This is a genomic window from Burkholderia sp. AU19243 (assembly GCF_018148075.1).
Taxonomy (GTDB): domain Bacteria; phylum Pseudomonadota; class Gammaproteobacteria; order Burkholderiales; family Burkholderiaceae; genus Burkholderia; species Burkholderia latens_A.
Genome location: NZ_JAGSTV010000006.1, coordinates 316,815 through 340,590 on the forward strand (window position 1 = coordinate 316,815; position 23,776 = coordinate 340,590).

A 23,776-nucleotide genomic window follows, 5' to 3' on the forward strand; every position below is an offset into this window, starting at 1 on the left:
GCGTACTCACGCGGCCTCCCGTTCCGCGATCACTGCTCGCGCCGCGCGACCGTGCCGGCGGACGCGTCGATGCGCTGCGCCGCTCGCGACATCCCGCTGCGCTATCCAGTCAGCGTGTTTTCATCACGCGACGTGCCGGCTCGCAACGGAACTGCGTTGCAACCTGTATTGCCAGGGTGGACGCGGTTTCGGATTTTCGCGATTCGAAAATATCCGGTGAACTGTTAAATATTCCGATTTTAAAATCGGATCCGGCGGAGTGGTTCTGCATTGTCCGGACCTGCAATTACTTTCGCTTCCCATATTGCGACGCAATAAATTCGGCCGCCCGATCGGCATCGGGCGCCGTGTTTTGCGATCGGACCGTAACCATGGATTGAGTCCGCTTCTGCAGGGGGCGCTCGGAATGCGGGTGTGCACGTCCGTCGGGCAGGCGTGCGCGAGTAAAAAATGCGCATTCGATTAACGTTGATCAAATAACCACACATCGGCTGGAAAACGGCGCCCTTTTGATATAGCCTTGTCTGACAAAAAAGCAGCACGATATTTCAAACCAACCAGAAAATCACTGCAGAAAAACAAGGGGGCCGCCATCATGTCATTCGGCTAGTTTTGCGTTCGCAAACGAGAATCGACTAATCGCAGTTCATCCACAAATAAACCGACGTCGTGCCGCGACCGCCGGAAGGCATATTTTTGCCCGCGATTTTCTGCTGTCGCCGGTCCGATTCAGCGGCCATGCCGATGGAGAGGGGAAGCATGAACATTACGCAGCCGAATTCGAAGAAGAGCGGAGAGCCGTTTCCGAAATTCCTGTTGCCGACCGGCATTTTTCTGGCATTGTCCGGCGCGGGCATCGTTCCCGCGTACGCGAGCTGCAGCACGGCAGGCACCACGGTGACCTGCTCGGGCGTCGCGAATCCGCTGGCGCCCAGCTACGCGAACGGCGCCAACAACCTGAACGTCACCGTCAATCCGGGCGCGGCCATCGGCGTGCTGCTGGGCATCGGCGGCACGGCGCTGTCGCTGCCCGGCAGCAACAACACGCTGACCAACAACGGCACGATCGACCCGTCCTTGCTGGGCTCGGGGCTCGGCATACTTTCAAGCGGCGCGGTGGTCGGCAATGGGTCGGCGAGCACCACGACCGTCACCAACAACGGCACGATCAACGGCACGACCGGCGTGGCGATCAGTGGCTTGACCGGCATGGCGTTGTCGGTCGAGAACGGTACGGGCGGCGTCTCCACCATCACCAACACCGGGACGATCGGCTCGACTGCGCTGTCCGGCGCGGCGCTCGTCGGCGCCGACGCGCCCGTGGTTGCCGCGTACGGTGGCGGCCAGGTCAACATGACGAACAGCGGCACGATCACAGGCCGCGTGTCGCTCGGCGCGAACGGTACGTTCGGGCAAGGCAACACGTTCACCAACTCCGGCACGATCAACGGCGGCGTGTCGATGGGCGCGAACAGCAACAACACGTTCAACGCGGTGACGGGCTCGTCGGTCAACGCGGCGGGCGGTATCGGCGGCGCGTTCAACATCACCGTCGGTCCGCTTACGCTGGGCGTTGCGGCCACCGGCGTCGTCGACGGCGGCGCAGGCGGCGACAACACGCTCAACCTGCAGCAGGGCGCCTCGGCGAACGGGACGATCGCGGTCAACAACTACATCAACTTCAATCATCTCGACGTCGCGAGCGGCACCTGGACGATCAACGGTGCATCGACCGCGCAGGACGCGACGCTGTCGGGCGGCGTCGCGATCATCAACGACAACGCGTCGCTCGGCACGGGCACCATTACCGGCAACGGCGGCGCGCTGCAGGCGGGCACGGCCGGCCTCGACGTTTCCGGCAATGTGACGCTCGGTGCGGGCGGACTGGCGGTGCAGGGCGCAACCGGGCTCACGCTGTCGGGCACGGTGTCCGGCGGCGGCACGCTGACGAAGAACGACGGCGGCACGCTGACGCTGTCGGGCGCGAACAGCTACACGGGCGGCACGAACCTGAACGGCGGCGGGCTCGTGGTCGGCAACAATACGGCGCTGGGGCTGGGCGCGCTGAACGTCAATGCGGCGGCGTCGCTCGACACGAGTGCGAACGTGGTGCTCGGCAATACCGTCAATCTCGCCACCGGCACGACGCTGACCATCGGCGGCAGCAACAATCTCGAGCTGACCGGCGCGATCAACGGCGCCGGCGGTCTCGTGAAGAACGGCGTGGCGACCACGACGCTGAACGGCGTGAACACGTACACGGGCGACACGACGATCAACAGCGGCACGCTCGCGCTGAGCGGCGCGGGGAGCCTGTCTGCGAGCGGCACGGTCAACCTGACCGGCGCGGGTGCGACGTTCGACCTGAGCGGCGCCGCCGGAACGCGCACGATCGGCGCGCTGACCGGCGCGGCCGGCACGAACGTGAACCTGGGCGCGAATTCGCTGACGCTCGGCGGCACCGTCAATGCCACCTACGCCGGCACGATCGGCGGCTCGGGCAGCGTGACGCTGACGGGCACCGGCACGCAGTCGCTGACCGGCAACAACATCTATACGGGCGGGACGAACCTTAGCGGCGGCAATCTCGTCGTCGGCAGCAACGGGTCGCTGGGCCTGGGCGCCGTCAATGTGAACGGGTCGTCCACGCTCGACGCCAGCGCGAACGTATCGCTCGCGAACGCCGTCAACATCGCGACCGGCACGACGCTCACGATAGGCGGCAGTACGGATCTCGGGCTGGGCGGCACGGTCTCCGGCGGCGGCGGGCTCGTGAAGGACGGCGCGGCGGCCCTGACGTTGAGCGGTGCAAACAATTTCGCGGGCGGCACGACGCTGAACGCGGGCAGCCTCGTGCTCGGCAATGCCGCAGCGCTCGGCGCGGGCGCACTGACCGTCGCGGGCGCGGCGACGCTCGACGCGAATACGAACCTGGCGATCGGCAACGCGATCGATGTCGGCGCGGGGACGGCGCTCACGCTTGGCGGCAGCAACGGGCTCGGGCTCGGCGGCGCGATCTCGGGCGCGGGCTCGCTGGTGAAGGACGGCGCGGCGACCACGACGCTGACGGGCGCGAACACGTACACCGGCGGCACGACGATCAACGCGGGCACGCTGGCGATCGGGGCGGGCGGCAGCCTCGCCGCAACCGGCACGATGAATCTCGCGAATGCCGGTGCGACGCTCGACGTGAGCGGCGCGACGGGGGCGCAGTCGATCGGCGCGCTGAACGGCGCGAGCGGCACGAACGTGAACCTTGGCGCCAATGCGCTGACGCTCGGCGGGGCAGGCAGCGGCACGTTCAGCGGCGCGATTGGCGGCACCGGCAGTCTGACGCTCGCCGGCACCGGTACGCAGACGCTGAACGGCGCGAGCACGTATTCGGGCGGCACGAACCTCAACAGTGGCACGTTGGTGCTGGGCAACGCGGCGGCTTTGGGCACCGGCGCGGTGACCGTCGGCGGCGCGGCCACACTCGATACCAATGCTGCGCTGTCGGTCGGCAATGCGATCGATGTCGGCACGGGCGCGACGCTCACGCTCGGCGGCAGCAATACGCTCGGGCTCGGCGGCGCGATTTCCGGTGCGGGTGCGCTGGTGAAGAACGGCACGGGGACCACGACGCTGACGGGCGCGAACACGTACACCGGCGGCACGACGATCAACGCGGGCACGCTGGCGATCGGCGCGGGCGGCAGCCTCGCCGGGACCGGCGCGATGAATCTCGCGAATGCCGGTGCGACACTCGACCTGAGCGGCGCGTCGGGCGCGCAGACGTTCGGCGCGCTGTCGGGCGTGGCCGGCAGCAACGTGAATCTCGGCGCCAACGCGCTGACATTGGGCGGAGCCGCCAACGGCACGTTCGACGGCGTCATCGGCGGCACCGGCAGCGTGACGCTGGCGGGCGCCGGTACGCAGACGCTCAACGGTGCGAACACCTACTCGGGCGGCACGACGCTGAACGGCGGTGCGGTGGTGCTGGGCAACGCGGCGGCTTTGGGCACCGGCGCGCTGACCGTCGGCGGCGCGGCCACACTCGATACGAATGCGGCGTTATCGGTCGGCAATGCGATCGATCTCGGCACGGGCGCGACGCTCACGCTCGGCGGCAGCAATGCGCTCGGGCTCGGCGGCGCGATTTCCGGCGCGGGCGCGCTCGTGAAGGACGGCGCGGCGACTACGACGCTGACGGGCGCGAACACCTATTCCGGCGGCACGACGATCAACGCCGGCACGCTTGCGCTGGGCGCCGGCGGCAGTCTCTCGTCGACCGGCACGGTGAATCTCGCCGGCACCGGCTCGACGCTCGACCTGAGCGGCGCGTCGGGCGCGCAGACGCTCGGCGCGCTGTCGGGCGTGGCCGGCAGCAACGTGAATCTCGGCGCCAACGCGCTGACATTGGGCGGAACCGCCAGCGGTATGTTTGGCGGCGTCATCGGCGGCACCGGCGGCCTGACCGTCGCCGGCACCGGCACACAGACGCTGACCGGCAGCAACACGTACACCGGCGGCACCACGATCGCGTCGGGCGGCACGCTGCAGCTCGGCAACGGCGGCACGTCGGGCAGCGTCGTCGGCAACATCGTCGACAACGGCGCGCTGATCTTCAACCAGTCGAGCAACGTGACGCTCGCAAACTTGCTGTCGGGTACCGGCTCGCTGACCCAGGCCGGCAGCGGGCAGCTGACGGTGACAGGCGTCAATACGCTGAGCGGCCCGACCAGCGTCGCCGCGGGCACGCTCGCGGTCGACGGCTCGCTTGGCCAGTCGGCCGTGACCGTGCAGAACGGCGCGACGCTGACGGGTACGGGCACGGTCGGCGGCGTCGTGGTCCAGGGCGGCGCATTCGCCGCCGCGTCGCAGCCGGGCGCGGCGTTGAACGTGGCCGGCAACGTCACGTTCCAGCCGGGTTCGACGCTGCAGGTCGCGGTCACGCCGCAGCAAAGCGGCAGTATCGCGGCCGGCGGCACGGCCACGCTGAACGGCGGCGCCGTGCAGGTGATCGCGAACCAGGCCAGCTACCAGCCGACCACGACGTACACGATCCTCAGCGCATCGGCCGGCGTGCAGGGCACGTTCAGCCAGGTGACGTCGAACTACGCGTTCCTGATGCCGACGCTCAGCTACGATCCGAACCACGTGTATCTGCAACTGGTTGCGAACGGGACGGCGCTGCCCGATGTCGCGACGACGCCGAACCAGCGCGCGGTCGCAACCGCGATCGGTGCGCTCGGCGCGGGCAATCCGCTGTATGACACGGTGCTGACGACCGATGCGGCCACCGCGCGCCGCGCTTACGGGCTGCTGGACGGAGAGCTGCACGCGAGCCTGAAGAGCATGCTGCTGCTCGACAGCCGCTACGTGCGCGATGCGGTGACCGACCGCGTGCGCCAGGGCCTCGCGCCCGGATCGGGGCCGCTTGCCGCGCTGTCGTCGGGCGGCGCCGCGCTGTGCGGCGACAACACGGCCGGCGCGACCGATCGGGCGCTGCCGCCGGAGCGCCGCCTCGGTTCGCGAGAAGGCTGTTACGGCGGCACGCCTTACCAGCCGGTGGTGTGGGGCCAGGCGTTCGGCGGCCGCAGCCGGCTTGCGGGCGACGACAACGCATCGACGATCAACCGCAGCATGACGGGCTTCATCGCCGGCGCCGACATGGCGTTCAACGACAACTGGCGCGGCGGCCTTGCGGCGGGTGTCACGCACAGCTCGCTCGACAACGACCAGAGCGCGTCGGCGGCGGTCAACAGCTATTACCTGTCGCTGTACGGCGGCGCGCAGTACGGTGCGCTCGGCGTGCGCGGCGGCGCGTCGTACACGTGGTACCGGATCAACAGCGACCGCAATCCGGGCTTCGCCGGCTTCTCCGATCACGATTCGGCCGGCTACAACGCGCATTCGGCGCAGGTGTTCGGCGAAGTCGGCTACGCGGCGCCGGTCGGTCCGGTCGCGCTCGAACCATTCGCCGGTCTCGCCTATGTGAACCTGCATACCGACGGCTATACGGAAACCGGCGGCGCGGCCGCGCTGCGAGCCGGCGGCCAGACCACGCACGTCGGCTTCTCGACGCTCGGGCTGCGCGCCGCATCGCAGCTCGGCGCGATCGCGAGCGGCACGTTCACCGCGCGCGGGACGGTCGGCTGGCGGCATGCGTTCGGCAACGTGCGGCCGTCGTCGGCATTCACGTTCGCAAACGGCGGCACGTCGTTCCAGGTGTCGGGCGTGCCGATTGCTCGCGACAGCGCGGTGCTCGAGGCCGGCATCGACGCGAACGTCACGAAACGCCTGACGCTCGGCGTCACGTTCAGCGGCCAGTACGGCAGCGGCGTGCGCGACAACGCGGTGCTGGGCAACATCCTGTGGAAGTTCTGACCGGCGCATGACCGGCGCGCAAGCGCTGCCCCGCGACGCCTGCCGTCGCGGGGCAGCGTTTCGTCGCTGCGCACGCTTCCCGTTCTGGCCTATCCTGTGCGAAACACGCGACGCGCGCCGCGCGTCGCGCGTCGACACAGGAGGATCGATGCCGAATCACGCCGAAGCCACCACGACGCAGGCGCCGCAAGTCGCGCCTGTCCCTCCCGCTCAAGCGTCGGGTCCCGCATTCATCGCGCCCGAAGCCGATCCGCAGGCGCTTGCGCGCAACAATCAGTACGTGCTGAAGTCCGGCGACGCGTTCGTGGTCAGCGACGCGCTCGGCGACATCGGCGGCCATGACGACGGCCTGTTCGTCGACGACATGCGCGTGCTGTCGACCTGGCGCCTGACGTTCGGCGGCCGCGCGCCGTCGCTGCTGTCCGGCGCGACGAGCGCCGACAACGCTTCGTTTACCGCGCACCTGACGAACCGCCCGCTGCCGCCGCTCGGCGGCCACGAGACGCCCGAGGGCGTGATCCACATCGAACGGACGCGCGTGCTCGCGGGCGACGTGCTGTACGAAGCGCTGACGCTGACGAACTACGGCGCGAGCGAGGCCGAAGTGCCGCTGTCGCTTTCCTTCGCGGCGGATTTCAAGGACATGTTCGAAGTGCGCGGCACGCAGCGGCCCAAGCGCGGCACGGTCGTTGCGCCGCGCGTCGACGCAGGCGCGGTGCGGCTGCGCTACGACGGCCTCGACAAGGTCGAGCGCAACGTGACCGTGCACTTCTCGCCGGCGCCCGACGCGCTGTCCGTCGATCGGGCCGACTACACGCTGACGATCGCTGCGCAGGCGTGCGTGTCGATCTACCTGACCGTCGATGCGACGCTCGGTGCCGCGCACGACGGCGAACGGCCGGGATGCGGCCGTGTCGCACTGCGCACCGCGCTCGTCGGCGTGCATCGCGAAATGCGTTCGCGGCGCGAGTCGATGGCGCGCGTGAAGACCGGCAATCCGCTGTTCGACGCGTGGCTCGACCGGTCGCTCGCGGATCTCGGCCTGCTCACGACGCAGCTCGAAACCGGCCCGTATCCGTACGCGGGCATTCCGTGGTTTTCGACGCCGTTCGGCCGCGACGCGATCATCACGTCGCTGCAGATGCTGTGGCTGCAACCGTCGCTCGCGCGCGGCGTGCTGCGTTTTCTCGCGGCGCACCAGGCGCGCGAGACGTCCGCGTTCCGCGATGCGGAGCCCGGCAAAATCATGCACGAATTCCGCCGCAGCGAGATGGCTGCGACCGGCGAGGTGCCGTTTGCGCTGTATTACGGCGGCGTCGACACGACGCCGCTGTTCATCGTGCTGGCCGGCGCATACGTCGAACATACCGGCGACGATGCGCTGATCGACGAGCTGTGGCCCGCGCTCGAGCGGGCCGCGCAATGGGTGATCGGCAAGTGCGACCGCAACCCGTACGGGCTGCTCGATTACCAGCGGACGTCGGAGCGCGGCCTCGCGAACCAGGGCTGGAAGGACAGCCACGATTCGGTGTTCCACGCGGACGGCACGTTCCCCGACGGGCCGATCGCGCTCGTCGAAGTGCAAGCGTACGCGTGCGCGGCGTTCGAGGCGATGGCGACGTGCTCGCAACGGCGCGGCCACCCGGCCGATGCGGCGCGCTATGCGCTGCGCGCGAGGACGCTGCGCGACCAGGTCGAAGCGCTGTTCTGGATGCCCGACGGGCAGTTCTACGGGATCGCGCTCGACGGGCACGGCGATCTGTGCCGCGTGCTGGCATCGAATGCGGGCCATCTGCTCGCATTCGGGCTGCCCGACGCGCAGCGCGGCGCGGCCGTCGCCGGGGTGCTCGGCTCGACGCTGTTCCAGACCGGCTGGGGCGTGCGCACGCTCGCGGCCGGGCAGCCGCGCTTCAACCCGATGGCGTATCACAATGGCTCGGTGTGGCCGCACGACAACGCGCTGATCGCGCGCGGGCTCGCGCGCTACGGCGACAAGACGGCCGCGGTGAATCTGCTGAGCGCGTTGTTCGAGGCCGCGGTCAGCTTCGAAATGCGGCTGCCGGAGCTGTTCTGCGGATTCCCGCGCCGGCGCGGCGAACCGCCGACCGCTTATCCGGTCGCGTGCCTGCCGCAGGCGTGGGCGGCCGGTGCGCCGTTCATGATGCTGCAGGCATGTCTCGGCGTGAGCATCGATGCGGCGTACCACGAAGTGCGCGTCGAGCGCCCGACACTCCCGGAGGGCGTCGACTGGCTTCGGGTCGAGGAACTGCGGGTGGGCGACGATACCGTCACGCTGACGTTCCGGCGCGTCGACGGCCAGGTCATCGCGGCGGCGGAGCAGCCGGGGCGCGTGAAGGTCGTCGCCGTGTTGTGACGCATTCGGCATGCGGCGCGCGCGGAGGTTGCGCGATGTCGCGCCACGTCCGCGCACGGCGGCATAGAATCGTGACATGACCCCTCGAACGATGGCGGAGGCACCTACGATGACGACCGACAACCGGCCCGACGACGGCGAGCACAAGCTCGAGAATCTCGAAGCGGCGGTCGACCACCTGCACAAGTCGATCGAATCGCAGAGCATCGCGGTTGGCGCGGCGAAGGGCATCCTGTTCAGCCTGATCGAAACACTCGGCGCGCTGATCGGCGATCCCGATCTGCCCGAACATGCACGCTCGGGCTACGAGGCGCTTCGCGACAAGGCGAGCGAACTGCGCGGCGGCCTCGACCGCCATTGACGCAGCCGCTTTGCCGGCGCGGCCGCCTCGCGTGCGCCGGCGCTGCCCGATTCTGCGCGGTGCGCGGAAAAGCCCGTGCGATCAACCACTTGGCAGCGTGGTGCGCAGGATATCCACACGCTTGCCAACACAATCTGTGGAGAACCGGCTCGCCACGCTGCGGCATGGCGCGCCGGGCGGCAATGCCGTCAATCGGTGCCGCATCGTTGACCTGCCCGCGCGGATCTACTGAATCCCCTTTTGTATCAGGATGTTACGTGTCACATTGAAGGAATATCCACAGGCTTGCCAACAAAATCTGTGGATAAGTCTGACGGGATTCCTTCTCGACGGTTGAGTATCCGGCGCGCGGGAGCGGCTGGGCCGGCCGCGCGCCCACCGGCTGCCCGCTGCGTGCACCGGCACGATAATTCGTGCTCGATCAAGGGGTTAGATGGTGGGTACCCAGGATATCCACATCGTTGCCAACACAATCTGTGGACAAGCGCGATCAGTCATTCGGCGGGTGTCGTCGCGGCCGCTTCCGCGGCGATCCAGTCGCGAAAGAGTGTCATCGCGGGCGTGAGCGGCTTCGATTTCAGCGACGTGAGCCAGTACGCGCCGCCGTGCACGTCGATGTCGAATGGCCGCGCAAGCTGGCCGAGTTGCACCTCGCGCGCGAACATGCACGCGGGTGCGAGCGCGACGCCCGCACCCTGCATCGCGGCCTCGACCATCAGCCGCGACGAATCGAACACGGGCCCGGCGACCGTCCACGGCTCCAGTTGAGCGGCGTCGAACCACGCGAGCCATTCGTCGGCCCGGTACGAACGCAGCAGCGTCTCGTTCGAGAGATCGGCCGGTTGCGCGAGACGCCGCGCGATTTCCGGCGCGCACAACACGGACAGCGGCGCGTCGAGCAGGCGCTCGTTGCGCGTCGCCGGCCAGTTCCCTTCGCCAAAGCGGATCGCGAAATCCAGCCCCTCGGCGGCGAGGTCGACGACGTTGTTGTTCGTCCGCAGCCGCAGCTCCACGAATGGATGCGTGTCGCCGAAGCGCTTCAGTCGCGGCATTAGCCAACCTATGGCAAAGGTGCCCACGGCGCCGAGCGTCAGCACCTCGCGGAAGCGTCCGCCCTCGAACTGCTTGAGCACGGTCTCGATCCGGCTGAACGCATCGCTCAATACCGGCAGCAGCGCGCGCCCTTCGTCGGTGAGCCCGAGACCGCGCGGCAGGCGCGTGAACAGCGTGCAGCCGAGGCGCTCCTCGAGCGCGCGCACCTGCTGGCTGACGGCCGCCTGCGTGACGCTCAGCTCCAGGCCGGCGCGCGTGAAGTTCAGGTGGCGTGCCGAGGATTCGAACGCGCGCAACGCATTCAGCGGAAGATGAGGGCGGAGCTTGTTCATAAGATTTTCTTTTGTCAGCGCTCAATTATCGTTGCTTGTCGGACAATCGTAAAGTCACGATAGTGCTGTCTCGCCGGCCGGCCGTTTTGCATCCATTCCACCCCCGAGAGACACGACATGACTTACTCATCGCAACGCCGAACCCTGTTGCGGGCCGCCGCTACGGCGCCGCTCGTTCTGACCGTCACCGCGTGTGCGTCACCGCCGGCTCCGGCGCAGGACGTCGCGTCCGCGACGTCGTTTGCGGCGCTCGAGCGCGCGGCGGGCGGCCGCCTCGGCGTATGCGCGATCGACACTGCGAGCGGCCGGCGCGCGTTGCATCGCGCGGACGAGCGTTTCCCGTTCTGCAGCACGTTCAAGGCGATGCTGAGCGCGGCGGTGCTCGCGCAGAGCGTCGAGCGGCCGGGGTTGTTGCAGCAGCGCGTGATGTACGGGCAAGCCGATCTCGTCAACTATTCGCCGGTATCGGGCAAGCACGTCGGCACCGGAATGACCGTCGCGCAATTGTGCGAAGCGGCGATCCAGTACAGCGACAACTCGGCCGCGAACCTCGCGATGAAACTCATTGGTGGACCGGCGGCGGTGACCGCGTTCGCGCGCTCGATCGGCGACGATGCGTTCCGCCTCGATCGCTGGGAGACCGAACTGAACACCGCGTTGCCCGGCGACGTGCGCGACACGACGACGCCCGCCGCGATGGCCGCAAGCCTGCGGGCGCTCGTGCTCGGTGACGCGTTGCCGCCCGCGCAGCGTGCGCAACTCGTCGCATGGCTGCGCGGCAACAAGGTCGGCGACAAGCGGATTCGCGCGGGCGTGCCGCCCGGCTCGCAGGTGGCCGACAAGACCGGCACCGGCGACTACGGAACGACGAACGACGCGGGTGTGATCTGGCTGCCGTCGCGCGCGCCGATCGTGCTCGCCGTGTACTACACGCAAGCGCAGCCCGAAGCGAAGGCGCAGGAGGACGTGATCGCAGCTGCCGCGCGCATCGCGGTCGCGACGTTCGCTTGAGCGTGCGATGCGGCGCGTGTTCGTCGACGGTTGGCTGAAGCGATGGATGCATGCCGTGCCGCTGTCGTGATCGGCATGTCGAAACGTCGTGCGATCAACGACTTAGATCGCGCATGCTCAGGATATCCACACCGTTGCCAACAAAAATTGTGGACAAGCGAGGCGTGCACGCGCGGCACGCGCGCGTGCACGATCCGAAGCGTCGTCGACAAAGCCTTACGGATCAAGCGCTTGGCCGCGGTATGCGCAGGCTATCCACATGCTTGCCAACAAAATCTGTGGACAAGCCCGGCGCGTTCGCGCGGCCGATCTTCAGCGCTGCCGATCGTCGAGCGCGGGCCAGCGCGCGAACGCAAACACCCACAGCATGATGAAGTTCAGTACCGGGACGAACATCGTCAGGATCCACCAGCCGGAATGTCCGGTACGCCGAACGATGCGGACGTACGGATAAACGACGATCGCGACGAGCACGAGCGACACGAGCAACTGCGCTGCGGTGAAATGTTCCATGGTCTTCCTCGGAGTGATGTGTCGTTGTCCGATGCGCGCGCAACGGTTCGTCCGTCGAGCGTCGCGTGACGCTGCCTCGATGCCCGCATGTGCCCGCATGCATGCGGCTCGTGCGATCGTGACGCGTCGCCGGGGCCGGCGTCAAGGCGCCGCCGCCGTGCCGGATCGTTCGTCCGCACCCGCATGTGGAAGGTACGGTGCCGCAACGGCGGCGCTGCAGATGAATCGTTGTCCGATCAACGGGTTAGACGATGCTTGCTCAGGATATCCACAAGCTTGCCAACAAAATCTGTGGGCAAGTTGCCGCGACGCTCGCATTGTGGCCCGGCGGTGCGCTGCCGGCCAGCGACGTGGCATCGTGACGCGAAGTGCGGCGATGCGGCGCATATGACGGCCCGGCCCGCGCCGTGTCTGCATCACGCGTGCCAAAGTCCGTCCGATCAAGGGCTTAGCGCTGCGATACGCAGGATATCCACAAGCTTGCCAACATTTTCTGTGGAGAAGTGCGCGTGGCGATCCGCTGGCGGTGCACAAGGTTCAAGCCCGTCGACGCGCCGGTTCGCGTCGGCGCACGCCGGATGCGCGGAGGCCGTTTGAAACGTGTCCATCGAGTGGGGCGCGCGTGCGACGCGAGCACGTGCCGCGCACGGCGCCGGCGCATTCGCTGCGCACGACCGCCAAATTCTTTCGGATCAAAGGTTTGCGAGCGTTAGCGGCAGGTTGTCCACAAGCTTGCCAACACAATCTGTGGAAAAGCGCGCGATCCGGCGTGCGTCAGGCCGGGGCGGGAAAGCGCACCGTCACGGTCAGCCCGCGCCCGCCACGCGTCGTGCCGAGCGCGACTGTCGCGCGATGCTGTTCTGCGATGCGCTTCACGATCGACAGCCCGAGCCCGCTTCCGGAAGACGTGGCCGCCTGCGCGCCTTCGCCGCGATAGAAACGCTCCCAGACGTTCGTGCGTTCGGCGTCGGGGATGCCGGGGCCGTCGTCGGCGACTTCGAGCACGGGCGTCGCGCCGTCGATGCGCGCGGAAACGTCGACGCGCGCACCGTCGCCCGCATACCGAATCGCGTTGTCGACGAGATTGTTCAGCAGTACGCGCAACGTATCGACGTTGCCGACGGCCATCACCGGCGATGCCACGATCGCGCCGAGGTCGATCCGGTGCGCATCCGCGACGCGTGTGCGGTCGGAGACCACCGAGCGGCACAGTGCCGCAAGATCGACTGGTACGGACGCCGACGCGGATGCCTGCGCATCGGGTTCCAGGCGCGCGAGCGTCAGAAGCTGCTCGGCGAGGTGGCCGAGGCGCGTCGTGCCCGCGTGGATCTGAGCGAGGATCTGCTCGCGTTCGGCGGGCGTCGACGCGCGCCGCAGCAATTGCGACTGAATCGACAGCCCCATGATCGGCGTGCGCAGCTCGTGCGCGGCATCGGCGATGAAGTGACGCTGCAGCGTAAACGACCGATCGAGCCGCGCGAGCAGGTCGTTGATCGCTTCGGCGAGCGGGCGCACCTCGTTCGGCATCGACGCGACGTCGACCGGCTCCAGATTGTTCGCATTCCTGCGCTTGAGGCCGGATGCGATCGTGCGCAGCGGCCGCAGTCCGGCGCCGATGCCGAACCACAGCCCGATTGCGAGCACGGGCAGCATCGAGAACACCGGCCACAGCAGATGCACAGCGATGCCGGCGATCGCTTCCCAGCGTGCATGGCGCGCCTGCGCGACGCGGATCGTGGTGCCGCCGTGCTCGGTCACGTAGGTCCGCCACGGCTGGCCGCCGACGTCGACGCTCGCGATGCCGGTTCGCGTGGGCGGCGGCAGCGCCGATTCGCGATCGGTCGAATACACCAGCGTGCCGTTGCGCCAGACCTGCAGCAATACGGCGTCCGGGTCGCTTGCCTCGAAACCGTGCTTGCCGTCGTTGTTGCGGAACGACAGCTCGCCGTTGGGGCCGACGACGATCTGCTTCGACATGCTGCGCATCTGGTCGTCGAGCAGATCGTCGAGCTCGCGCAGCGCGCCCCAATAAGTGCCCGCGCTCGCGACGAGCCCGATCACGCACGCGGCGGGCAGCAGCCACGTCAGCAGGCGGCGCCGCAGCGATGCGCTGCGCCAGCGGGCGATCGCGCGCTGCAGGCGCGTCATGCGCCGTCACCGATCCGGTAGCCGACGCCGCGTACGGTGCGGATCATGTCGTGCCCGAGCTTCTTGCGCAGGTTGTGGATATGCACCTGCACGGCGTTGCTTTCGATTTCCTCGCCCCAGCTGTACAGCCGCTCCTCGAACTGTTCGCGCGAGATCACCGCGCCGGGGTCGCGCATCAGTTCGTGCAGCAGCACGAATTCCTTCGGCGACAGCGTGACTTCGGCGTCGTTGAGCCACACCAGATGCTTGACCGGATCGAGCCGCAGCGGGCCGATCGCAAGCGTGGTTTGCGCGCGGCCCGCATGACGGCGAGTGACCGCGCGGATGCGCGCGAGCAGCTCCTCCAGCACGAACGGCTTTACGAGGTAGTCGTCGGCGCCGCAGTCGAGTCCGGCGATGCGCTCGGGCACGCCGTCGCGCGCGGTGATGATGATTGCCGGCAGCGTTTCGTCGCGGCGGCGCAGCGACGCGAGCACCGACAGGCCGTCGCGGTTCGGCAGCCCGAGATCAAGCAGCAGCAGCCCGTAACCGGTCGAGCGCAGCGCGAGCGCCGCGGCATCGCCGTCCTTCACCCAGTCGACCGCGAAGCCTTCCTGTTTGAGGCCCTGTTCGAGCCCGCTGCCGATCAGCGGATCGTCCTCGACGAGCAGTACGCGCATGGATTCATGTCTCTTCGTGCGGGCGTCCGCCCGGGCTTTCCATGATATGCGCACGTGCCTTAGGCGGAGCTTAAAGATCGTGGGCGTTCGTACTTTCGGACTTGTCCCATGCGGCTTCGTGTCACGTCCGCACGACCTTCAGGTTTGCTTAACCTTACGGTCCGTAATTTTGGGCCGTCGCGTTCAACGCGGTGCGGCACCCGATCCAATCCAAGCAAAGGAACATCATCATGAAACACCTGGCCAGAATCCTGACGATCGCACTCGCGGCACTGCCCGCCGCCGTCCATGCGCAATACACCGGGCCGTCGGCGCTGACGACCACCACCGTGAAGGAGCTTCTCGCGAACGGCAAGGACGATCAGCATGTGCAGTTGCAAGGGCGCATCGTCAAGCACCTCGGCGGCGAGGATTACGAGCTCGCCGATGCGACCGGAACGATCCGGGTCGAGATCGACGACAAGCTGTGGGCGGCCGGACAACCCGTCAGCGACAAGAACGAAGTGAAGGTGACCGGCGAATTCGAGCGCAAATGGTCGGGGCGCGTGCAAGTCGACGCCGATCGCGTCGAAGTCGTGCGCTGACGGGCGCACCGGTGCGGACGGGGCCGGTGATACCATGGGCGACCGGTTCCCGTTCTCACCAAGATGGCCGCCAATTTCGATGAACTCGCGTCCCGGATCCGGGCGCAATTTTCCGAACTGAGTCCGCAATTCCAGGCGGGCGCTGCATTTCTGCTCGATCATCCCGACGAGGTCGCCACTTCGTCGATGCGCAAGGTCGCGCAGCGCGCGCAGGTTCAACCTGCATCGCTCGTGCGGCTCGCGCAGCAATTCGGCTTTCCGGGCTGGAACGAGTTGCGCGACCTGTGCGTCGCGCGCGTGCGCACGCGTCCGGAGCCGCTCACGCAGCGTGCGCGTTCGCTGGTGCGCCCCGACGCAAAGGCGTCGCTCGCGCACGATCTGCTCGCCGCGCAGCAACACAATCTCGCCGCGACCGCCGCGCAGAACGCGCACGCGCTTGTCGACGCCGCGAAGCTGATCCGCAAGGCATCGCACGTGCACGTCGCGGGGTTCCGTTCATGCTATCCGGTCGCGTTCGGCTTCGTGTACGGCTACCGGCTGTTTCGGCCGACGGTCTCGCTGCTCAACGGCGTCGCGGGCTCGCTCGAGATGGAGTTGCGTGCGATCGCGAAGCAGAGCGTGACGGTGATCGTCAGTTTCGCGCCGTATTCGGCGGAAGCGACGCGCGTTGCGCAGGCGGCGAAAGCACAGGGCAGCAAGATCGTCGCGATCACTGACAGCGCGGTGTCGCCGATCGCGCTGCATGCCGACGCGCAACTGATTTTCACGCACGACAGCCCGTCGTTCTTTCCGTCGCTGGTCGCCGCGCATGCGATGGCCGAAGCGCTGGTCGCGCAGTTGCTCGCGCTCGAAGGCAGCGACGCGGTCGCGGCGCTCGAACGCACGGAAGCGGAGCTGCATGCGAAGGGCGCGTATGTCGTGTAGCCGCGCGTGCGGCTTTTCGAGTTTTCCGGGTTGCAGGTTCTTCCGCTCGGTGCGACGCAACCGGTGCATGCGCGTGCGCCGCGCACGTTCCCGTGTGGCTCACGGCGCCGCTCGTCCGGTTCGACGAAAACGCGCCGTGCGCCTGATCGGTAGCATCGGCGGCGTGCTACCGGCATCGATATTTCGCCTTCCGATGAACCGTCGCGGTATCGCGCGCGCGTATGCTGGCGTCTCCAGTCCCGAGGAGACCGCGATGACCGAATCCAGCCCGCAGTTCCGCCACGCCGAAGCCTTCCGCGCGCTGCACGCGCGCCCCGGCGCATTCATCATCCCGAACCCGTGGGATGCCGGTTCCGCGCGCCTGCTCGCGATGGCGGGCTTCGAATCGCTCGCGACGACGAGCGCAGGCTTCGCCTATTCGCGAGGACGGCCGGACAACGCGATCGGTCGTGACGAGATGCTCGACCACATCGCCGAGATCGTTGCCGCAGGCGGTCTGCCCGTCAGCGCCGATCTCGAGAACGGCTTCGGCGACGCGCCGGACGCGGTCGCGGAGACGATCCGCCTCGCGGCCGAAGCGGGCGCGGTCGGCGGCTCCATCGAAGACGCGACCGGCCGTGCCGACACGCCGATCTATCCGCACGACGCGGCGGTCGAGCGGATCGCCGCGGCAGTCGATGCAGCGCGCACGCTGCCGTTTCCGTTCACGCTGACCGCTCGCTGCGAGAACTACCTGCACGGCCGCCGCGACCTCGCCGATACGATCGCGCGGCTGGTCGCGTATCGCGACGCAGGCGCCGACGTGCTGTACGCGCCTGGCCTGACCGATTCCGGCGACATCGCGGCGGTCACGCGCGCGGTCGGTGCACCGGTCAACGTCGTGATGGGGCTGCAAGGCGGGTTGCTGAGCGTCGATGCGCTCGCGGCGCTCGGCGTGAAGCGCATTAGCGTCGGCGGCGCGCTGGCGCGGACCGCGTTCGGCGCGTTCCTGCGCGCCGCGACCGAGATGGCACGCGACGGCACGTTCACGTTCGCGCAAGCGGCGGTGCCCGGGCGCGACCTCGACCGATGGTTTTCGGCACCGGACAATTCGCCCGTAACGTTGGAGTTCGGACGATGAGTGCCGATAAAATATGGAAACGTTCCCGGTCGAAAATCGATTGACGATAATCAATGGAAGTCGCTGCCGATTTAAAGTCGGCTGACGGCGCGAAATACATCGTTTATTCTCCGCATTCCGGCGGATTGCCTGTGCCTGCGTGGAAACCGCCCCGGTTCTGGCCCTAATCACGCGCCAGCGTGCCGATGGCGCGGATTGTTGCGATTTTTTGGCCCGATGTATTTCCCGTGTTCGGGAGTTGCCGGTTGATTTTCGGATTGGTAATCTGCGGTAGATCCGAAAGACCGGTGTAGGGGCCGCCGGAAAATGAATATATATAAAATCGAGAGAGCGATGAAAATCCGAGAAAATCAACGCAGCGGCTTTCGCGTCGGCGATGTCGTCACGCTGAAAACCGGCGGGCCGCGCATGACCATCACTTACGCCGGGCCAGTCGCGTTCGACGATGCCGACTGGCTGATCTGCCAGTGGTTCGACGACAGCGGCCACTTCCGCCAGGAAATGTTCCGTCACGACGCGGTGACGCGGGAGCCGCGCGCAATTTCCGCCGGCCGCGCCTGCATGCGTATGCTCACGCATCGTTACCGGTCCGCGGCCTGAGCGCGCGCAACGCGATCACCACGACATTTCACGCAACCCCGAAACATCCGGCGGTCGGGAGCGCCGATACTGCACGCATGAACCCGACCGATCCGATTGCCGCGGTCACGCACCGCGATCCCTATCCCTACTACGCGACGCTCGTCGACGGGCCGCCGCTCGCGTTCGACGCTGCGCTCGGCCTCTGGGTCGCGAGCCGCGCGGCGAGCGTGACGGCCGTGCTCGGCCACCCGGCATGCCGCGTCAGGCCGCTCGATGCGCCGGTGCCGCCGGCATTGCGCGGCACGACGGCCGGCGCGCTGTTCGGCGATCTCGTACGCATGAACGACGGCGCGTTGCGGCACGACGTGCCGAAGCAGGCGCTGCGCGCGGCGTTCGCGCCGCTCGACGCGGATGCGCTGCGCGAGCGTGCCGCACGGCTTGCCGGCGACCGACTCCGCGCGCCACACGATGCGCATGCATTGAATGCGTGGTGCATGACGGTGCCGGTGTGCGCGGTCGCCGATCTGCTCGGTTTCGACGATGCACAGCTGGACGACATCGCCGCGTGGGTCGTGGATTTCGTCGCCGCGCTGTCGCCACTATCGGACGCTGCGGCGCTCGCCCGAGCGAGCGAAGGCGCGCGGCACCTGCTCGACCGGATGACGGAACGCGTCGCGCACACCCGTGCGCAGGACGGCTCACTCGTCGCGGCGGTGCAGCAGGCGGCGCGCGCGGCGGGCTGGCACGCGAGCGGCGCGCTCGTCGCGAATCTCGTCGGATTGCTGTCGCAGACCTGCGAAGCGACGGCCGCATGGCTCGGCAACGTGCTGGTCGCGTGGGATACCACGAAGCCCGGCGGTGCACGCGCGATGCCGGACGCGGCGGCGCTCGATGCATTCGTCGCCGAGGTCGGCCGATTCGATGCGCCGGTGCAGAACACGCGCCGCTTCGTTGCATCGCGCACGACGATCGAAGGCGTGACCGTCGATGCCGGTGCGGCGATTCTGGTCGTGCTGGCGGCGGCGAACCGTGACCCGTCCGCGCATCGCGACCCGCATCGCTTGTTGCCGGCACGCGCGCCGGGGCCGAATTTCGGGTTCGGCATCGGGCCGCACGGGTGTCCTGGCGAACGGATCGCGCGGGCGGTCACGGCGGGGGCATTCGGTGCGTGGTTGCGCGCGGCAGGTCATGAACCCCGCGACAGGCTGGTATGGGACTACCGGGCGTCGGCCAACGTAAGAATGCCGAAGTTTATGCCGGCGAGGTAACCGCAACGGCGGGAACGGTGCGATTCAGCGGCAACCCTGCTTCTCGGCCCATTGCTCCTGCGCTGCGACGCGTCGCTGTACGCGTTCGACCAGCCCGGCCGAGAAGGTGCGCATGCTGATGCCGCGGCGTTTCGCGAGGATCGTTTGCGCGACGTCGGTTTGCGGGTTCGGCTGGCAAGCCCAGTACAGCGTCATCAGCCAGCCGATGCCCGTCCACCCGAACAGCGCATTGAACATCGCGATCATCAGCTTGTCGTGCCGGCCGCGGCGGTCGGCAATGACGGCCGGCAGAAAATAGAGCGCGATCGCTGCGACCGAACCGGCCACCTGAATCAGGACTGCGTGTTGCATGTTGCTGCTCCGTCCGAACTGCAATGAGGCCGATTGTCGCGCTTTTTCCATTCGTGTGCCGGCAATTGATTGTTGCGTTTTTGGTGACGATCAGCGCGTAACGGCGCTCTGTGAGTGCACTTCGTTGCTCAGCGCGAAACCCTCCTCGAGCCAGCCAGTGATGCCGCCGATCATCAGCTTCACCGGGCGTCCGAGGCGCGCGAGCCGGATCGCCGCGCGTGCGGCGCCGTTGCAGTGCGGGCCCGCGCAGTAGACGACGAACAGCGTGTCGGCCGGGTACTCGGCAAGCTTGCCTGCGACGATCTTGCGGTGCGGCAGGTTGCGCGCGCCGGGCACGTGACCGGCGGCAAATTGCTCGGGACTGCGGACGTCCAGCAGCACGAAATCGGGCGCGCCGGACGCGAGCGCATCGTGCGTATCCCAGCAGTCGGTCTCGAAGCGCAGCGACGCTTCGAAATGCGCGAGGGCGGCGGCGCTGTCGGCGGCGGGGACGTCGGTTACATATGACATGAAAAGCGCTCCTTGAGGCCGGCGCGGAATGCGCCGGAATGAAGGGAAGTATCGCGGTTCGCCGGCTATCGCGGCAGTGGCGCGATCGACAAGTTCCGGTAACATCGCGCCATGCACAATCATCTCGTCGTCGCGCTCGCCTACGATCGCCTCTGCACCTTCGAATTCGGCTGTGTGGTCGAACTGTTCGCGCTCGAACGCCCGGAACTCGGCGTCGACTGGTATCGCTTCGCGGTGTGCGCGAGCGAGCCGGGCCCGGTGCGCGCGGCGGGCGGCATCACGGTCGCCGCGCCGTACCGGCTCGCGATGCTCGATCGCGCCGATACCATCGTGATTCCCGGCTGGCGCGATCCGGATGAACTGCCGCCCGAGCCGTTGCTGAAGAAGCTGCGTGCCGCACATCGCCGCGGCGCGCGGCTCTGTTCGATCTGCTCGGGCGTGTTCGTGCTCGCGGCGGCCGGCGTGCTCGACGGGCTGACCGTCACGACGCACTGGCGCTACGCGGAGCGCCTGCGGGCGCGCTATCCGGCGCTGACGGTGAATCCTGACGCGCTCTACGTCGACGAAGGGCAGATCGTCACGTCGGCCGGATCGGCGGCGGGGCTCGACATGCTGCTTCACCTCGTGCGTCGCGATCACGGCGGCGCGATCGCCAACCGTGTTGCGCAGCGCCTCGTGCTGCCGCCGCATCGCGACGGGGGCCAGGCGCAATTCGTGCCGCGCCCGGTCGCGCCGGGCGGCAGCGACCGGCTCGCGAAGCTCATCGACTGGATGCGCGCGCATGCGGCCGAACCGCACACGCTCGCGTCGCTCGCTGCGCAAGCGGCAATGAGCACGCGCACGCTGCAGCGGCAGTTCGCGGATGCGACGGGGATGTCGCCGCTTGCGTGGTTGATCCGCGAGCGCGTGAACGTCGCGAAGGACATGCTCGAAGCGCATCCCGCGCTGTCGCTCGCGCAGATCGCCGCGCGCTCGGGGTTCGGCTCGGAGGAATCGTTGCGCCGGCATTTCCGGCGCGTCGCGGCGACGAGCCCGGCCGCGTACCGGCGCGGGATGGACCGCGGGGTTCGCTCGCCGGACGCGTGAGGCCGTGTCCGCGCGTTCGGCGGCGGCGCGGCTCCGTGCTCGCGGCTTGCCGGCGCCAAGCGTGCGCACGTCGCGTGGTTGACTGCGTAACCGCCGTCATCGCGGCGCCGCAACGACGCCGCGCCGTTGCCGGCGATGGCGCGCGACACCGGCCGCGTACGGCCGGCGCGGCGTCGCGCAAGCGCGGTCAGCGCGAGTTGGCGGCGCGCACAGTTTTCTTGATGCACGCGATCCTGTACACGCCGTCCTCGACTTCTACGCCATGCGTATCGTGCGTGAAGCCGGGGAAACGCAAGTCGTACTGCTCGAGCGCCTTCAGATAGCCGAGCAGCGGACCGTCGGCCGGCCCGGCGTTCTCGCCGGGCATCAACAGCGGAATGCCCGGCGGATACGGCACGACGCCGGTTGCGACGGTGCGTCCGGCCATCTCCGACAACTCCAGCATCTCGATGTCGTTGTGCACCAGATGCTCGAACGCCTCGGCCGGGCTGAAGTCCGGTTGCGGCAGCGTCGAGAAGCCGCGCGACATCATCTCGGTCGTCTTCAGGTCGCTCATCGCGCTGAACATCAGGTCGCACAGCTCGCGCAGGCCGAGCTTGCCGTAGCGGTCCGGATAGCGCGCGACGAGATCCGGCAGCGCCTGTTCGAGCGGTGCGTTCGCGTCGTAGTCGCGCTTGAAGTCGAGCAGCGTGTTCACGAGCGTGCCCCACTTGCCCTTCGTCACACCGAGCGAGAACAGGAACAGGATCGTGAAGTCGGTCGTCTTCTCGACGACGATCCCGTGGCGGTCCAGATACGCGGTGACGACCGACGCCGGAATGCCGACCGGCATCAGGCCGCCGTGCGGCGCGACGCCCGGCGTCACGATCGACACCTTGATCGGATCGAGCATGCAGTAGTCGTCCTCGATGTCGCCGAAGCCGTGCCACGTGTCGCCCGGATGCAGCACCCAGCACGACGGATCGGTGGCGAGCAGCGTTTCGTCCGCTTCGTGGAAGCGCATGCGCCGGCCCGTCTTGCGATCGACGACCGTGTCCGGCTGCCAGCCGTTGAAGAACCAGTCGTCGTTCTCCTCGCATTCCGCATGCAGCCGCGCGAGCATCCGGCGGAACGACACCGCCTCGCGGATCGCGTCCGTCGTCAGCGCTTCGCCGCCGGGACCGTCCATCATCGCGGCGCTCACGTCGTTCGACGCGATGATCGCGTAGTTCGGCGACGTCGACGCGTGCATCATGTACGCCTCGTTGAAGCGCGCATGCTCGATCGGATTGCGGCCGTCGCGGACATGAATGAACGACGCCTGCGACAGCGCGGCGAGCAGCTTGTGCGTCGATTGCGTTGCGAACACGGTCGGCTTGCTCGCGTCGTGCTGCGCGGGATCGCCGTGCATTGCGTAACGATCGCGGTAGATCGGGTTGAAGCGCGCGTAGCCGTACCACGCTTCGTCGAAATGCAGGCGGTCCACGCTCTGGCCGAGCAGTTCCTCGACGCGTGCGACGTTGTAGCAGAGTCCGTCGTACGTCGAGTTCGTGATCAGTGCATGCACGGGTGTCGGATCGATGCCGTCGCGGCCGCGCACGAGCGGGTTCGCATCGATCGCGAGACGCACGGCGGCCGCCGTGAGCCGCTCAGGCATGATCGGCCCGATGATTCCGTAATGGTTGCGCGACGGGATCAGGTAGGTCGGGATCGCGCCGGACATCGTCATCGCGTGCTCGGCCGACTTGTGGCAGTTGCGGTCGCACAGCGCGACCTGGTTGCGCGTGACGCTTGCCATCAGGATCACGCGGTTCGACATCGACGAGCCGTTCGTCACGTGATACGTGCGGTGCGCGCCGAACACGCGCGCCGCGTAACGTTCGCTTTCGCCGATCGGACCGGAGTGATCGAGCAGCGAGCCGAGTTCGCCGACCGAGATCGACAGATCCGAGCGGAACAGCGCCTCGCCGAAGAATTCGAAGTACGCGCGGCCGACCGGCGATTTGAGGAATGCGGTGCCGCCCGTGTGGCCCGGCGTGTGCCACGAGTATTCGTACACGCGCGAAAACTGCGCGAGCGCGCGGAACATTGGCGGCAGCACGGTCTCGCGATAGCGTTCGATCGCGGCGACGATCCGGCCGCCGATGAACGCGGTCGTGTCCTCCAGCATCCAGATGAAGTCGTCGGCCTTGCGCATCGCGTCGACCGGAATCGCGGCCGCGCTCGCGCGGCTGGCGAGCAGGAACACCGGCACCGTCGCATTGCGCGCGCGCATCGCGTCGAGCACGGCCTGCGCGGGCGCGTGCCCGGGATCGTTGCCGAGTTCCCAGTTGAGCAGCAGGCACTGGATCGCGGGATCGGCGTTGACGACCGCGCGCGCGTCGTCGGCTGAGGTCGCAATCACGACGTCGACGAGCCGTGTGCGCAATTCTTCGGCGAGCGCGGTTGCCGCGCGGCCGGTCGCCGTGCGCTCGTCGATGTCGTGCTGTACGAGCAGCGCCTTCATGCCGAGGCGGCGGAATGCCGGTTGGGTCAAGGAAGCGGTCATGGGT

17 protein-coding genes are annotated in these 23,776 nt (G+C 67.9%); 10 read left to right on the top strand and 7 right to left on the bottom strand.

Annotated elements, in window-relative coordinates; genetic code table 11:
• Nucleotides 1–759 precede the first annotated feature (759 nt).
• The 3 genes from KDW55_RS14565 (at nt 760) to KDW55_RS14575 (ending at nt 9,104) form a co-directional block, all read left to right on the top strand.
• Nucleotides 760–6,369, top strand: a complete 5,610-nt coding sequence (locus tag KDW55_RS14565) for an autotransporter domain-containing protein (RefSeq protein WP_212160340.1) — start codon at nt 760–762, stop codon at nt 6,367–6,369.
• Nucleotides 6,370–6,517: 148 nt separating this feature from the next.
• Nucleotides 6,518–8,743 (top strand): amylo-alpha-1,6-glucosidase, encoded by a 2,226-nt coding sequence (locus KDW55_RS14570; protein WP_209821863.1) that lies wholly within the window; start codon nt 6,518–6,520, stop codon nt 8,741–8,743.
• Nucleotides 8,744–8,852: 109 nt separating this feature from the next.
• The gene (locus KDW55_RS14575) at nt 8,853–9,104 is read left to right on the top strand and encodes a hypothetical protein (RefSeq protein ID WP_006482135.1); all 252 of its coding nucleotides are present in this window, start codon (nt 8,853–8,855) and stop codon (nt 9,102–9,104) included.
• A 494-nt stretch (nt 9,105–9,598) separates the two neighbouring features.
• Here KDW55_RS14575 and penR read toward each other — a convergent pair whose 3' ends face one another.
• Complete coding sequence (penR, locus tag KDW55_RS14580) at nt 9,599–10,489, bottom strand: beta-lactamase transcriptional regulator PenR (protein WP_069243220.1); 891 nt, start codon at nt 10,487–10,489, stop codon at nt 9,599–9,601.
• A gap of 117 nt (nt 10,490–10,606) precedes the next feature.
• Between penR and blaPEN-bcc the strand changes: the two genes are divergently transcribed.
• Nucleotides 10,607–11,500: a PEN family class A beta-lactamase, Bcc-type gene (gene blaPEN-bcc / locus KDW55_RS14585; RefSeq protein ID WP_209825425.1), complete on the top strand. Its 894-nt coding sequence runs from the start codon at nt 10,607–10,609 to the stop codon at nt 11,498–11,500.
• A 312-nt stretch (nt 11,501–11,812) separates the two neighbouring features.
• Here the strand turns inward: blaPEN-bcc and KDW55_RS14590 are convergent, their stop codons facing one another.
• From KDW55_RS14590 to KDW55_RS14600, 3 genes are all read right to left on the bottom strand, one after another.
• Entirely contained in the window at nt 11,813–12,013 is a 201-nt protein-coding gene (locus KDW55_RS14590) for a membrane protein (protein WP_040140558.1), read from the bottom strand.
• Nucleotides 12,014–12,787: 774 nt separating this feature from the next.
• On the bottom strand, nt 12,788–14,161 hold the full coding sequence (locus KDW55_RS14595; protein WP_209825426.1) for an ATP-binding protein: 1,374 nt from the start codon (nt 14,159–14,161) through the stop codon (nt 12,788–12,790).
• Entirely contained in the window at nt 14,158–14,820 is a 663-nt protein-coding gene (locus KDW55_RS14600; RefSeq protein ID WP_040140553.1) for a response regulator, read from the bottom strand. Before KDW55_RS14600 ends, KDW55_RS14595 begins: the two co-directional genes overlap by 4 nt.
• A gap of 230 nt (nt 14,821–15,050) precedes the next feature.
• Here KDW55_RS14600 and KDW55_RS14605 point away from each other — a divergent pair, with 230 nt between their 5' ends.
• The 5 genes from KDW55_RS14605 to KDW55_RS14625 all read left to right on the top strand — a co-directional run bounded on the left by KDW55_RS14605 (nt 15,051) and on the right by KDW55_RS14625 (nt 19,298).
• Nucleotides 15,051–15,404 (top strand): NirD/YgiW/YdeI family stress tolerance protein, encoded by a 354-nt coding sequence (locus tag KDW55_RS14605; protein ID WP_040140551.1) that lies wholly within the window; start codon nt 15,051–15,053, stop codon nt 15,402–15,404.
• 63 nt (nt 15,405–15,467) lie between these two features.
• Nucleotides 15,468–16,328: a MurR/RpiR family transcriptional regulator gene (locus tag KDW55_RS14610; protein WP_069243217.1), complete on the top strand. Its 861-nt coding sequence runs from the start codon at nt 15,468–15,470 to the stop codon at nt 16,326–16,328.
• A 253-nt stretch (nt 16,329–16,581) separates the two neighbouring features.
• Nucleotides 16,582–17,448, top strand: a complete 867-nt coding sequence (locus KDW55_RS14615; protein WP_209822799.1) for an isocitrate lyase/phosphoenolpyruvate mutase family protein — start codon at nt 16,582–16,584, stop codon at nt 17,446–17,448.
• A gap of 333 nt (nt 17,449–17,781) precedes the next feature.
• Complete coding sequence (locus KDW55_RS14620; protein ID WP_040140547.1) at nt 17,782–18,048, top strand: YodC family protein; 267 nt, start codon at nt 17,782–17,784, stop codon at nt 18,046–18,048.
• A 77-nt stretch (nt 18,049–18,125) separates the two neighbouring features.
• Nucleotides 18,126–19,298 carry a cytochrome P450 gene (locus KDW55_RS14625; RefSeq protein WP_212197980.1) on the top strand — a complete coding sequence of 391 codons (1,173 nt, stop codon included), beginning with the start codon at nt 18,126–18,128 and terminating at the stop codon, nt 19,296–19,298.
• 24 nt (nt 19,299–19,322) lie between these two features.
• Here KDW55_RS14625 and KDW55_RS14630 read toward each other — a convergent pair whose 3' ends face one another.
• Together KDW55_RS14630 and KDW55_RS14635 are read right to left on the bottom strand one after the other, a co-directional pair.
• Nucleotides 19,323–19,649 carry a superinfection immunity protein gene (locus KDW55_RS14630; protein WP_040141250.1) on the bottom strand — a complete coding sequence of 109 codons (327 nt, stop codon included), beginning with the start codon at nt 19,647–19,649 and terminating at the stop codon, nt 19,323–19,325.
• A gap of 90 nt (nt 19,650–19,739) precedes the next feature.
• On the bottom strand, nt 19,740–20,159 hold the full coding sequence (locus tag KDW55_RS14635) for a rhodanese-like domain-containing protein (protein ID WP_212197981.1): 420 nt from the start codon (nt 20,157–20,159) through the stop codon (nt 19,740–19,742).
• A gap of 111 nt (nt 20,160–20,270) precedes the next feature.
• Here KDW55_RS14635 and ftrA point away from each other — a divergent pair, with 111 nt between their 5' ends.
• A complete protein-coding gene (ftrA, locus tag KDW55_RS14640; RefSeq protein ID WP_209821858.1) occupies nt 20,271–21,245 on the top strand; it encodes a transcriptional regulator FtrA in 975 nt (324 codons plus the stop codon).
• A gap of 187 nt (nt 21,246–21,432) precedes the next feature.
• Here ftrA and KDW55_RS14645 read toward each other — a convergent pair whose 3' ends face one another.
• On the bottom strand, nt 21,433–23,772 hold the full coding sequence (locus KDW55_RS14645; RefSeq protein WP_069243214.1) for an Orn/Lys/Arg decarboxylase N-terminal domain-containing protein: 2,340 nt from the start codon (nt 23,770–23,772) through the stop codon (nt 21,433–21,435).
• Nucleotides 23,773–23,776: the final 4 nt, after the last annotated feature.